Here is a 12,801-nt window from a genome sequence, read left to right as displayed (position 1 = left end):
CACTCCGAATTTGCATTAAAGTGCAGCCATGTCTTTTTCCGACGACGACCTCACCCGCCATCCGTTCCTCACCACTTTGGGTGAGCGCGTGCGCACCTTGCGTGCGCGTCGCGGCCTCACGCGCAAGGCGGTGGCGCAGGCGGCGCAGGTGTCGGAGCGGCATATGGCCAATTTGGAGTCGGGCACCGGCAACGCGTCCATCTTGATCTTGTTGCAGGTGGCTCAAGCGCTGCAGTGCACGATTTTTGAGCTGTTGGGGGATGTAACAACGTCATCGCCCGAGTGGTTGTTGATTCGCGAATTGCTCGAAAAACGCAACGAAGGCGAGTTGCGCCGCGTGCGTCAGCAGCTTGGCGACATGTTTGGCACCCACGGCGACGAGCAAGCACGCAGCAACCGTATTGCCTTGGTGGGGTTGCGCGGCGCGGGTAAAACCACGCTGGGTCAGCGTTTGGCAGACGATTTGGGCTTCCCGTTTATTGAACTCAGCCGCGAGATCGAGAAGTTTGCAGGCTGCAGCATCAGCGAAATTCACAACCTCTACGGCACCAACGCTTATCGTCGTTACGAGCGCCGCGCTTTGGAAGAGGCGATTCAGATTTACCCCGAAGTGGTGATTGCCACCCCCGGCGGCTTGGTCTCAGACTCGGCCACCTTCAATGAAACGCTGTCGCATTGCTTTACCGTGTGGCTCAAAGCTGCGCCCGAAGACCATCTGGCCCGTGTCGCCGCGCAAGGCGACATGCGCCCCATGGCGGGCAGCAAAGAGGCGCTGGAAGATTTGAAGCGCATTTTGGAAGGCCGCTCGGCCTTTTACGCCAAAGCCGACCTCACCTTCGACACCAGCGCCCAGCCGCTGGACGACAGCTTTTTGGCGCTGCGCACCCAAGTGCGTCAGGCGCTGAAGCTGCCGCTTTAATTTTCACCTCCGCTGGTTTTCAGGCCCATGACGGGAGGGCGTGCGTTCACGATTGGCTGATGGGCCTAGGCATATTCCCTAACATGCATAAAAATGCAGTTGCAAAATTTAGAATATGCAATATGATGCACATCACGGCGATGAAATCATCGCATGTCATGAACCAGCGCCAAGCCACCCCTTTGGAGATTCCCATGAGCCAAGCCAACACCGTCGACTACCAAATTGACCCCAGCCAGTACAAACACTGGTCGGTCAAGTACGAAGGCGAAATCGCCACCTTGCAACTCAACATCAACGAAGACGGCGGCATTCGCCCTGGCTACAAGTTGAAGCTCAACTCCTACGATTTGGGCGTGGACATTGAGTTGTACGACGCGCTGCAACGCATCCGCTTTGAGCACCCTGAAGTCAAAAGCGTGGTGGTCACCAGCTTGAAAGACCGCATCTTCTGCTCGGGCGCCAACATCTTCATGTTGGGCCTCTCGACCCACGCCTGGAAAGTGAATTTCTGTAAATTCACCAACGAAACCCGCAACGGCATTGAAGACTCCAGCCGCCACGATGGCCTGAAGTTCGTGGCTGCTGTGAACGGCGCTTGCGCTGGCGGTGGCTACGAATTGGCCTTGGCCTGCGACGACATTGTGTTGGTGGACGACCGTTCTTCCAGCGTGTCGCTGCCCGAAGTGCCTTTGCTCGGTGTGTTGCCAGGCACTGGCGGTTTGACCCGCGTGACCGACAAGCGCAAAGTGCGCCACGACCACGCCGACATTTTCTGCACCAGCGTGGAAGGTGTGCGTGGCCAAAAAGCCGTCGACTGGCGTTTGGTGGACGAGATCGCCAAGCCCGCCAAATTTGCCGAAGCCGTGCAAGCCCGCGCCCAGAAATATGCCGCCACCAGCAAGCGCCCAGGCGCCGCTGCCGCTGGCAAAGGCGTGACGCTCACACCCTTGAACAAAACCGTCTCGGCTGACGCATTGACTTACGAGTACGTGCAAGTCGCCATCGACCGCACCAAGCGCACTGCGACCATCACCGTCCACGCGCCCAAAGTCGCTGTGCCCACCACGGTGGAAGGCATCGAAGCCGCTGGCGCTAATTGGTACCCGCTGCAAATGGCTCGCGAGTTGGACGACGCCATTTTGAACATGCGCACCAACGAGTCGGACATCGGCACCTGGCTTTTGCGCACCGCAGGTGACGTGCAACTCGCCTTGGACTCAGACGCCGTGCTGGCCCAGCACCAAGCGCATTGGTTGGTCAACGAAACACTGGGCATGCTGCGCCGCACTTTGGCCCGCATTGACGTGTCGTCACGCTCGTTGTTTGCTTTGATCGACGAAGGTTCTTGCTTCGCCGGTACTTTGGCTGAGTTGGCATTTGCTGCCGATCGCGCTTACATGTTGGCATTGCCCGACGCGCCCGATGCAGCGCCCAAGTTGGCTTTGAGCGAACTCAACTTCGGTCATTTTCCGATGGTCAACCACCAGTCGCGCTTGCAACGTCGCTTTTACGAAGAAGTCACGGCACTTGAAAACGTGCGTGCAGCTGTGGGCCAAATGTTGGACGCCGACCAAGCGCTGGCTTTGGGTTTGGTCACCGTGGCGCCTGACGACATCGATTGGGCTGACGAAATTCGCATCGCCATAGAAGAGCGCGCGGCGATGTCCCCCGACAGCTTGACCGGCTTGGAAGCCAACTTGCGCTTCTGCCAAAAAGAGTCGATGGAGACCCGCATTTTTGGCCGCCTCTCGGCGTGGCAAAACTGGATCTTCCAGCGCCCCAACGCCGTGGGCGAAAAAGGTGCCTTGAAGGTGTACGGCAAAGGCGAAAAAGTACAGTTCGACCTGAACCGCGTTTGATGTTTTTGCGTTGTGCAGTGCGGTGCCCGGTGGTCCACGCTGCAACCGAAATTTGACCCCACCGTTGCTTTTTAATTTCTGGAGACTCTCATGTCCGGCATCAACTACAGCGAAAAAATCCCCAACAACGTCAACCTCTCGGAAGACCGCACCTTACAGCGCGCGCTCGAGCAGTGGCAACCCAACTTCATCAACTGGTGGGACGACATGGGCCCTGAAGGTTCCACCGACATGGACGTGTACCTGCGCACCGCCGTGAGCGTGGACCCCCAAGGCTGGGCCCAGTTCGGTCATGTCAAGATGCGCGACTACCGTTGGGGCGTGTTCTTGAACCCCGGCGAGCAAGACCGCAAGATTCATTTTGGCGACAACATCGGTGAAAAAGCCTGGCAAGACGTGCCTGGCGAACACCGCGCCAACCTGCGCCGCATCATCGTGACCCAAGGCGACACCGAGCCAGCGTCTGTGGAGCAGCAGCGCCACCTGGGCCTGACTGCGCCCAGCATGTACGACCTGCGCAACCTGTTCCAGATCAACGTTGAAGAAGGCCGTCACCTGTGGGCCATGGTGTACCTGTTGCACAAATACTTTGGCAAGGACGGCCGTGAAGAAGCCGACGCGCTGCTGCAACGCAACAGCGGCAACGAAGACAACCCCCGCATCTTGCAAGCCTTCAATGAGAAGACACCCGACTGGTTGTCCTTCTTCATGTTCACTTACTTCACCGACCGCGATGGCAAGTTCCAGTTGTGCGCGTTGGCTGAGTCGGCATTCGACCCCTTGGCCCGCACCACCAAGTTCATGCTGACTGAAGAAGCGCACCACATGTTTGTGGGCGAGTCCGGCGTGAGCCGCACTATCCAGCGCACGGTGGATGTGATGAACCAGCTCAAAACCGACGACGTGGCCAAGCTGCGCGCCGCCGGTGTGATCGATTTGCCGACCATCCAGCGTTACATCAACTTCCACTTCTCGGTGACCATCGACTTGTTCGGCGCCGACCAGTCGTCCAACGCCGCCACCTTCTACAGCTCGGGCCTGAAGGGCCGCTACGAAGAAGGCAAGCGCACCGATGACCATGTCTTAAAAGGCAACAGCTACAAGATCCTGTCGGTCGAAAACGGTTCTTTGGTCGAGAAAGAAGTGCCGATGCTCAATGCTTTGAACGAAGTGCTGCGCGACGACTACATCACCGATTCCAAAGGCGGCATCGACCGTTGGAACCGAGTGATCACCAAGGCGGGCATTCCTTTCACATTGACTGCACCGCACAAGGCGTTCCACCGCAACATCGGTTCTTTGTCTGGTGCCAAGATCACGCCTGATGGCCGTGTGGTGAGTGACGAAGAGTGGATGTCCAAGGTTGGCGAATGGCTGCCTTCGAACGAAGACCGCGCATTTGTGGCCAGCCTCATGGGCCGTGTCGTCGAGCCAGGTAAGTTTGCCAACTGGATCGCGCCACCCGTCATGGGCATCAACCGTCAGCCCGCTGACTTTGATTACATCCGTTTCAATTGAGTTAAATTTGTGCCATGAACGCCACCACCGAACTGATTCAGCAACATCTGATCGATCCTGAGATCTGCATCCGATGCAACACCTGTGAAGCCACTTGTCCGGTGGGGGCGATCACGCACGATTCGCGCAATTACGTGGTCATCGCCGACAAATGCAATCTGTGCATGGCCTGCGTGCCACCGTGCCCCACGGGCTCCATCGACAACTGGCGCAGCATGCCCAAAGTGGCGGCGTACAGCATCGAAGAGCAATTGACGTGGGACGAGTTGCCCGCAGCCTTGACCGAAGCGGAGTTGCAAGCGGCGGGTGTGTCGGGTGATGCGTCTGTAGAACCGCAAGCCAGCGTCGCTTCAGTCAGCGTCACACCTGGTGAGGGCGAGTCCTTCAACTCAGGCGCGTTTGGCGCCACCCTACCGCCTTGGTCTGCCGCGCATCCGTACACCAATCTGCACGGCCCCAAAGCGCCGGTCACCGCCAGCGTGGTGGGCAATGTGCAGGTCAACGAGGCAGGCACCGCCAACGAAACGCACCACATCGTGCTCGACTTTGGCAGCCTGCCGTTTCCTGTGTTGGAAGGCCAATCGATTGGCATCATCCCGCCCGGTGTAGACGCACAAGGCAAGCCCCACCATGCTCGTCAGTACTCGATTGCCAGCCCACGAAACGGCGAGCGCCCCGGCTACAACAACCTGTCGTTGACGGTTAAGCGCGTGGTCGAAGACCACCAAGGCAAAGCCGTGCTAGGCGTCGCGTCCAACTTTTTGTGCGATATGAAAACGGGTGACACGGTGCAGGTGATTGGCCCCTTCGGTGCCAGCTTCTTGATGCCCAACCACCCCAAGTCGAACATCGTGATGATTTGCACGGGCACCGGCAGCGCGCCCATGCGCGCCATGACCGAGTGGCGTCGCCGATTGCGTGCCAGTGGCAAGTTTGAAGGCGGCAAGCTCATGCTGTTCTTTGGTGCTCGCACCCAAGAAGAGTTGCCTTACTTTGGTCCGCTGCAAAAGCTGCCCAAAGATTTCATCGACACCAACTTCGCGTTCTCACGCACGCCTGGCCAGCCCAAGCGCTACGTGCAAGACCTCATGCGCGAACGCAGCGCCGATGTGTCGGCTCTGCTCAAAGACCCCAACACTTATTTTTATGTGTGCGGTTTGAAGGGCATGGAAGAGGGCGTGGTCATGGCCTTGCGCGACATCGCCAACGACGCCGGCCTTGGCTGGGACAACGTGGCCCCGGCTTTGAAGCGCGAAGGGCGCTTGCATTTAGAGACTTATTAACCCCTGCCAAACAGCAGGGCAGCGGGGGCAAGTACCATTGCGCCCCTATGAATCACCGACCCTATCTGCAAGTTGCTGTTGTCATGCGCCGCGAGCGCGTGCCTGGTGCCATGAGTCGATGGCAGACGTGGCGTTGGGTGTTGCACGATGTGGTGGGTCACGATCTCACGCCGCACGAGGCGCACTTTGGCACCGCACCGCGTTGCTTGCGCCAGACCGATGACGAGCAGTTGTGGCTGCACCCCGGCTTCACCGTTGAACTGTTCAAAGACGATGCCGAGGGCTACTACCTCAACAGCACCACGCCCGCACCGTGCTGGTTTGTGCTGTGGCGCATGGAAGAAGAGCCCGCCATCAGCGACGAGGTGATGGCCGTGCCCACCATGGTCAGCCTGAGTTACCACGATGCGGGCCGCTGGCTCGATGCCCAAGAAAACGTGGACCAAGTGCCCGCCCCCCAAGAGGTGGTGGCTTGGATGAATGAATTCATGGACGAGCACTGGGTGGTCGAGGCCAAGCGCCGCAAACGCCCCGACAGCTTCATCGCTTTGAAGGACCGTTTTGGCAACCCCGCGTCGGTGAGCACCGAAAAAATTCGCGGTGGTGGCATGGGCGGCGGCAACCCTGGAGGCGCTGGCCATGGCCAATGACGAAACGCCCGCTGGCTTTTTAAGCCGTTGGTCGCGTCGCAAAGTGGAGGTGCGCGAGGGCCGTGTGTTGGATGAGCCGCCAGCACCGCCCCCCATCTCGACCCGTGTCGATCAGCAGCCCAGCGCCACCCCATCTGCGCGTGTGCCCAATGTTCAGCCTATGGCTTTGTCACAAGCTGGCGCTGCATCGGCTTCGCCTCTCGCCGCGGCTGACCCAGGTGAAGCAGTGCCCAAGCCCGACGCGCCCACCATGGCTGATGTTGAACAACTCACGCCACAATCTTCCTACGCTAATTTCATGGCTCGCGACGTGGCCCCCGAGGTCAAAAATGCTGCCATGAAAAAACTGTTCACCGATCCGCACTTCAATGTGATGGACCGCTTGGACATTTACATCGACGACTACGGCATTCCCGACCCGTTGCCCTTAGCCATGCTGCGTCAAATGACCAGCGCCAAGGTTTTAAACCTGTTCGACGACGAGCCCGAGCTTGCCGACACCCCTTCACTCACAGATAGCCCCACGCATGACCACGCTGATTTGCGACTGCAACCAGACGCAGCCCCTCGACCCGAAGGCCCTGAGCCAAAGCCTCTCTGAAAACCTGACTTTGCATTCGGCCCTGTGCCGTCGCGAAGCGGGCGCCTTCATCAAAGCCGTGCAAGGCACCGACGATGTTGTGGTGGCTTGTACCCAAGAACAACGCCTGTTTGGTGACTTGGCCGTGGAAGCGCAAGCCAAAACCTCGGTCATCAAGTTCGTCAACATTCGCGAGACTGGTGGCTGGAGCCGCGACGCCAAAAATGCAGCCCCCAAAATGGCCGCGTTGTTGGCGGCTGCACATTTGCCCGATCCAGAGCCCGTCACCACCGTTACCTTCAAAAGCGCAGGGCGCTTGCTCATCTTGGGTGACATGGCTCAAGCCGAACAAGCGGCTGCGTTGTTGGCCGACACCTTGAACGTGACCATCCTCACCCAAGGCGCAGGCGACGCTGGCGGCTCGCAAGAGCGCCGCTACCCTGTGTTGGGTGGCAAAGTGCTGCGCGTGGACGGGTGGTTGGGCGCTTTCACCCTGACGTGGCAACGCACCAACCCGATCGACTTGGATGTGTGCACCCGATGCAACGCCTGCGTGGCCGCTTGCCCTGAGCAAGCGATTGGTTTGGACTACCAAATTGACCTGAACAAATGCACCTCGCACCGCGACTGCGTCACCGCTTGCGGTGCCATCGGCGCGATTGATTTTCAGCGTGTGGCGCAAGAAGAAACCGCCGAGTTCGACTTGGTACTGGACCTGCGCGCTGACGGTGCATTCAACCGCCATGCCTTGCCGCAAGGCTACTTTCGCGAAGCCAGCGTGGCCAACCTCATACGCCTGCGCGAGCTGGTGGGTGAGTTTGAAAAGCCCAAGTTTTTTGCCTACAAACAAAAGCTGTGTGCGCACAGTCGCAACGAGCAAGTGGGTTGCAACGCTTGCATTGACATTTGCTCTGCCGAAGCCGTGAGCTCGGACAAGTCGCGTCAGCAAATCAAGGTGAATCCCAACCTGTGCGTGGGCTGTGGTGCCTGTACCACCGTGTGCCCGACAGGTGCGTTGACCTACGCCTATCCGCGGGCCAGCGATCAGGGCCAAAAGCTCAAAACCTTGCTCAACACCTACCAAAAAGCCGGCGGCAAAGACGCCGTGATCTTGCTGCACAGCCAAGAGGCCGGCCAAGCCGTGGTGCAAGCGCTGGGCCGTGCGGCTCAGCTCAAGCAGGCGCAGGGCGTGCCCGCGCATGTCATTCCTGTTGCGGTCTGGCACACGGCCAGCTTGGGGTTGGATGTGTGGTTGTCAGCGTTGGCCTATGGCGCAGCCCAAGTGTTGGTGCTGGTCACCGCCGAGGAGGCGCCGCAATACCTCGACGGTTTGCAAGCGCAGATGGACCAAGCACAGGCTTTGCTCGAAGGCTTGGGCTTTGCCAAACCTGCCCAAGTCCCAGTGCAACTGGTGCGCGCCACACAAGGTTTAGAGCTCGATGCCGAGCTGCAACGCCTCACCACAGGCAAATCGCGCGTGAGCGCGGTGGTGCCTTTGGCCACCTTCGCGGTCGCGGCCGAGAAGCGCAGCACGCTGAATTTCTTGCTCGACCATTTGTTGGAACATGCGCCCGCCCTGAAAGCCGGCAACGCCCCTGAAGCACTGGCCTTGCCCGCCGATGGCGCTTTCTTGGGGACGGTCGAGGTCAACAAAGACAGCTGCACCTTGTGCATGAGCTGCGTCAGCGCCTGCCCTGCCAACGCTTTGCAAGACAACCAGCAAGCACCGCAATTGCGCTTCTTTGAAAAGAATTGTGTGCAGTGCGGCTTGTGCGTCAGCACCTGTCCTGAAAAAGCGCTGAACTTGGTGCCGCGTTTGCTGCTGACCCCGCTGCGCAAAGAAGTGCGCGTGCTCAACGAAACCCAGCCGTATGGCTGCATCCGTTGCCGCAAACCCTTTGGCACGCTCAAAGGCGTGGAGAACATGATCGGCAAATTGGCAGGTCACGCCATGTTCCAAGGCGCGGCGCTGGAACGTTTGAAAATGTGCGGTGACTGCCGCGTGATCGATATTTATTCTGCCGGCGACGAGCAAAAAATCCTCTAAATTACTTGTATGACTGAACCTCACCTGTCTTCCGCCCTCGACGAAGAAACGGCGCGTGCCGAGCTCTACGGCCTGATGGCCGAGTTGTTTTACGCGCCTGCGCGCCCCGAAATGCTGGCGCAGTTGCGCGTGGCCCCAACTGAAGCGCCCGCAGCGGGTGGCTTCTTGGAAGAACCCTGGCGTCAACTGGTCGGCGTGACCCGCGACATGGACGATCTGAGCATTCAGCGCGAACACGATGCCTTGTTCGGCGGGGTGGGTAAGCCAGAGGTCTACCTCTACGCCTCACACTTTTTGAGTGGCTTTTTGAACGAGAAGCCGCTGGCGCAATTGCGTACCGATTTGGCAGTCTTGGGCCTCACGCGCGACGCCGCCACCATGTCTGAAACCGAAGATCATGTGTCTTACGTGTTTGAAGTCATGCGTTTCTTGGTGGCCGGTGACGATGTGGCCGTGTCTAACCTCACGCAACAAGCCAAATTCTTTGGCAACCATGTGCAAACTTGGCTGCCCGCGTTTTGCGATGCCGTGCAAGCCAACCCGCGTGCTCGGTTTTTTGGTGCCTTGGCTGAGTTGGCCCGTGCTTTTGTCAGTGTCGAGTCGCAAGGCTTCGACATGATGAACTGAGCTAATCCACACACTTTTATGGTGTCTTGACGTTACTACGTATAAGACAAACGTCATTATTCGATACAGTATGCAATGTTGTGCATACGCACGGACTCAAGAGGAGCAAGAGATGCAAAAAGAACAATCTAAAGACCAAGTCGCGCCATCGCGCCGTGGCTTTTTCATGGGTGCAGCAGCCGCTGGTGCTGCTGTTGCCGCAGTGTCTGCATTGCCGGGTATGAATGCACCCGAAGCAGTTTCCAAAACACTGCCCCCCGCCCCTGAAAACGGTGGCGGTTACAGCTTGAGCGAGCACGTCAAACGCTATTACCAGACCGCACGGGTCTGATCAGGAGCATCTATGTTGTTAACCCGTAAATCTTCCAGTACTGCCAGCTCATCGGCTGTTGGTTCTACGTTGGTCAACCGCCTGCAGCGCGGTTTGTCGCAAGCCTTGCCAACTTTGGACCGCCGCGGTTTTCTGCGTCGCTCCGGTTTGGGCATTGGTGTGGGCTTGGCTGCGACGCAGCTGAGCTTGGTCAAGAAAGCCCAGGCCTCAGGTTTGATGGCTGGCGAAACGCCCAGCAAAATTGAAGTCAAGCGCACTGTGTGTACCCACTGCTCGGTGGGTTGTGCGGTCGATGCCGTGGTCGAAAACGGCGTCTGGGTTCGTCAAGAAGCGGTGTTTGATTCCCCCATCAACCTGGGTGCGCATTGCGCCAAAGGTGCGGCTTTGCGTGAGCACGGCCACGGCGAATTCCGTTTGCGTTACCCCATGAAGCTGGTCAACGGCAAGTACGAACGCATCAGCTGGGACACAGCCTTGGACGAAATCAGTGCCAAGTTGTTGGAGCTGCGCAAAACATCGGGTCCAGACAGCGTGTACTGGATCGGCTCTTCTAAGCACAACAACGAACAAGCCTATTTGCTGCGCAAGTTTGTGAGCTACTTCGGTAGCAACAACTGTGACCACCAAGCCCGTATTTGCCACTCCACCACCGTGGCCGGTGTGGCGAACACCTGGGGCTATGGCGCCATGACCAACTCGTACAACGACATGCAAAACAGCAAGGTCGCGATGTACATCGGTTCGAACGCGGCAGAAGCCCATCCGGTATCCATGTTGCACATGCTGCACGCCAAAGAAAACGGCTGCAAAGTGATTGTGGTCGATCCACGTTACACGCGCACCGCTGCCAAGTCGGATGAGTACGTGCGCATTCGCTCGGGCTCTGACATTGCTTTCTTGTTCGGCCTCTTGCACGTCATCTTCAAGAACGGCTGGGAAGACAAAAAGTACATCAACGACCGCGTGTTCGGCATGGACAAGGTCAAAGAAGAAGTCATGGCCAAGTGGACGCTCGACAAAGTCGAAGAAGTCTGCGGTGTGTCGCCTGAGCAGGTGACCAAGGTCGCCACCATGCTGCACGAAAACAACCCCGGCACCGTGGTGTGGTGTATGGGTCAAACCCAGCACACCATTGGTAACGCCATCGTGCGTGCCTCGTGCATCTTGCAACTCGCTTTGGGCAACATCGGCAAGTCCGGTGGCGGCACCAACATTTTCCGTGGCCACGACAACGTGCAAGGCGCGACCGACGTGGGTCCTAACCCCGATTCGTTGCCTGGCTACTACGGCTTGGTTGAAGGCGCTTGGAAACACTTCGCCAAAGCATGGGGTGTGGAATTTGATTGGCTCAAAGGCCGCTTTGCATCGCCCGCGATGATGAGCAAGCCCGGCATCACCTTGTCACGCTGGATCGACGGCGTGATGGAGAAAAACGAGCTCATCGACCAAGACAGCAACTTGAAGGCTGTGTTCTATTGGGGCCACGCTCCTAACTCACAAACCCGCGGTTTGGAGATGAAGCGCGCCATGGACAAGCTCGACTTGTTGGTGGTGGTCGATCCCTATCCATCGGCAACCGCCGCCATGGCAGCCATGCCAGGCAAGGCCGAAGACCTCAACCCCAACCGCGCGGTGTACCTGTTGCCCGCAGCCACACAGTTTGAAACCACGGGCTCATGCACCGCATCGAACCGCTCGATTCAATGGCGTGAGAAGGTCATTGAACCCCTGTGGGAGAGCCGTACTGATCACATGATCATGTATCAGTTTGCCCAAAAGCTGGGTTTTGGCCCTGAGCTGGTCAAAGGCTACAAACTGCAACAAGTCAAAGGCATGGACGAACCCATGCCCGAAGACATCTTGCGCGAAATCAACAAGTCGGTCTGGACCATTGGTTACACCGGTCAGAGTCCTGAGCGTTTGAAGGCCCACATGAAGAACATGCATTTGTTCGATGTGAAGACCCTCAAGTCCAAAGGCGGTAAAGACAAAGAAACCGGCTACGACTTTGGCGGTGATTACTTCGGTCTGCCTTGGCCGTGCTACGGCACGCCCGAACTCAAGCACCCTGGCTCGCCCAACCTGTACGACACCTCCAAGCACGTCATGGACGGCGGTGGTAACTTCCGCGCCAACTTCGGTGTGGAGCGTGAAGGCAAAAACCTGTTGTCCGAAGATGGTTCGCACTCCAAAGGCGCCGACATCACCACGGGCTACCCTGAACTCGACCATGTGTTGCTCAAGAAACTCGGTTGGTGGGACGAACTCACCGATGCTGAAAAAGCATTGGCCGAAGGCAAGAACTGGAAGACCGACAACTCGGGCGGCATGATCCGCGTGTTCATGCAAAACCATGGCTGCCACCCGTTTGGCAACGCCAAAGCGCGTGCTGTGGTGTGGAACTTCCCAGATCCAATCCCACAACACCGCGAGCCTTTGTATGGCACACGTCCTGACTTGATGGAAAAGTACCCCACGCACGCTGATAAAAAAGCGTTCTGGCGTCTGCCCACCTTGTACAAGACGATCCAAGACAAAAACATCGCCGACAAGGTGCACGAGAAATTCCCACTCATCCTCACCTCTGGCCGTTTGGTCGAGTACGAAGGTGGCGGAGAGGAGACCCGATCCAACCCATGGTTGGCCGAGTTGCAACAAGAAGCCTACGTGGAAATCAACCCCAAAACGGCTGCTGACCGGGGCATTCGTAACGGCGAGCGCGTGTGGTTGAAGAGCCCCACCGGCGCACGTTTGAACGTGCAAGCTTTGGTGACAGAGCGCGTGGACAGCGGCACTGTTTGGATGCCCTTCCACTTCTCGGGTCGTTGGCAAGGTGAAGACATGCTCAAGTACTACCCCAAGGGCGCAGCGCCTGTGGTGCGTGGTGAAGCGGTTAACACGGCCACCACATACGGTTACGACAGCGTCACCATGATGCAAGAAACCAAAACCACCGTTTGCGACATCGAACGCGCCTAAGGAGA

At 58.2% G+C, this 12,801-nt stretch carries 10 protein-coding genes; all 10 read left to right on the top strand.

Translation table 11 applies throughout. The features are described 5' to 3' along the window. The first annotated feature begins 28 nt into the window (after positions 1-28). The 10 genes from B9Z42_RS01690 (at position 29) to B9Z42_RS01645 (ending at position 12,796) form a co-directional block, all read left to right on the top strand. A complete protein-coding gene (locus tag B9Z42_RS01690) occupies positions 29-919 on the top strand; it encodes a helix-turn-helix transcriptional regulator (protein ID WP_100131592.1) in 891 nt (296 codons plus the stop codon). 194 nt (positions 920-1,113) lie between these two features. Continuing rightward, positions 1,114-2,781 (top strand): 2,3-epoxybenzoyl-CoA dihydrolase, encoded by a 1,668-nt coding sequence (gene boxC, locus B9Z42_RS01685; protein ID WP_100131815.1) that lies wholly within the window; start codon positions 1,114-1,116, stop codon positions 2,779-2,781. Between the two features lie 90 nt (positions 2,782-2,871). Beyond that, complete coding sequence (gene boxB / locus B9Z42_RS01680; protein WP_100131591.1) at positions 2,872-4,299, top strand: benzoyl-CoA 2,3-epoxidase subunit BoxB; 1,428 nt, start codon at positions 2,872-2,874, stop codon at positions 4,297-4,299. Positions 4,300-4,313: 14 nt separating this feature from the next. Next, on the top strand, positions 4,314-5,582 hold the full coding sequence (boxA, locus tag B9Z42_RS01675; protein ID WP_100131590.1) for a benzoyl-CoA 2,3-epoxidase subunit BoxA: 1,269 nt from the start codon (positions 4,314-4,316) through the stop codon (positions 5,580-5,582). Between the two features lie 47 nt (positions 5,583-5,629). After that, the gene (locus B9Z42_RS01670; RefSeq protein WP_100131589.1) at positions 5,630-6,232 is read left to right on the top strand and encodes a DUF3305 domain-containing protein; all 603 of its coding nucleotides are present in this window, start codon (positions 5,630-5,632) and stop codon (positions 6,230-6,232) included. After that, the gene (locus B9Z42_RS01665) at positions 6,222-6,833 is read left to right on the top strand and encodes a DUF3306 domain-containing protein (protein ID WP_100131588.1); all 612 of its coding nucleotides are present in this window, start codon (positions 6,222-6,224) and stop codon (positions 6,831-6,833) included. The genes B9Z42_RS01670 and B9Z42_RS01665 overlap by 11 nt, the downstream gene beginning before the upstream one ends. Beyond that, a complete protein-coding gene (locus B9Z42_RS01660) occupies positions 6,760-8,859 on the top strand; it encodes a 4Fe-4S binding protein (protein ID WP_100131587.1) in 2,100 nt (699 codons plus the stop codon). The genes B9Z42_RS01665 and B9Z42_RS01660 overlap by 74 nt, the downstream gene beginning before the upstream one ends. Positions 8,860-8,868: 9 nt before the next feature. Beyond that, positions 8,869-9,486, top strand: coding sequence for a molecular chaperone (locus tag B9Z42_RS01655; protein WP_100131586.1), 618 nt, complete (start codon positions 8,869-8,871; stop codon positions 9,484-9,486). Positions 9,487-9,598: 112 nt separating this feature from the next. Continuing rightward, positions 9,599-9,817 carry a formate dehydrogenase gene (locus B9Z42_RS01650; protein ID WP_100131585.1) on the top strand — a complete coding sequence of 73 codons (219 nt, stop codon included), beginning with the start codon at positions 9,599-9,601 and terminating at the stop codon, positions 9,815-9,817. Between the two features lie 12 nt (positions 9,818-9,829). Next, positions 9,830-12,796 carry a formate dehydrogenase subunit alpha gene (locus tag B9Z42_RS01645; RefSeq protein ID WP_100131584.1) on the top strand — a complete coding sequence of 989 codons (2,967 nt, stop codon included), beginning with the start codon at positions 9,830-9,832 and terminating at the stop codon, positions 12,794-12,796. Positions 12,797-12,801: the final 5 nt, after the last annotated feature.

Source organism: Limnohabitans sp. B9-3, from assembly GCF_002778325.1.
Taxonomy (GTDB): Bacteria; Pseudomonadota; Gammaproteobacteria; order Burkholderiales; family Burkholderiaceae_C; genus Limnohabitans; species Limnohabitans kasalickyi.
This window is presented reverse-complemented; position numbering and strand designations above follow the sequence as displayed.

Bases quoted from the DNA above. Each gene is read 5' to 3' on its own strand.
- B9Z42_RS01660 (WP_100131587.1), top strand. From the start codon at position 6,760: ATGACCACGCTGATTTGCGACTGCAACCAGACGCAGCCCCTCGACCCG.
- B9Z42_RS01645 (WP_100131584.1), top strand. From the start codon at position 9,830: ATGTTGTTAACCCGTAAATCTTCCAGTACTGCCAGCTCATCGGCTGTT.
- B9Z42_RS01655 (WP_100131586.1), top strand. From the start codon at position 8,869: ATGACTGAACCTCACCTGTCTTCCGCCCTCGACGAAGAAACGGCGCGT.
- B9Z42_RS01690 (WP_100131592.1), top strand. From the start codon at position 29: ATGTCTTTTTCCGACGACGACCTCACCCGCCATCCGTTCCTCACCACT.
- boxA (WP_100131590.1), top strand. From the start codon at position 4,314: ATGAACGCCACCACCGAACTGATTCAGCAACATCTGATCGATCCTGAG.
- B9Z42_RS01665 (WP_100131588.1), top strand. From the start codon at position 6,222: ATGGCCAATGACGAAACGCCCGCTGGCTTTTTAAGCCGTTGGTCGCGT.
- B9Z42_RS01650 (WP_100131585.1), top strand. From the start codon at position 9,599: ATGCAAAAAGAACAATCTAAAGACCAAGTCGCGCCATCGCGCCGTGGC.
- boxC (WP_100131815.1), top strand. From the start codon at position 1,114: ATGAGCCAAGCCAACACCGTCGACTACCAAATTGACCCCAGCCAGTAC.
- B9Z42_RS01670 (WP_100131589.1), top strand. From the start codon at position 5,630: ATGAATCACCGACCCTATCTGCAAGTTGCTGTTGTCATGCGCCGCGAG.
- boxB (WP_100131591.1), top strand. From the start codon at position 2,872: ATGTCCGGCATCAACTACAGCGAAAAAATCCCCAACAACGTCAACCTC.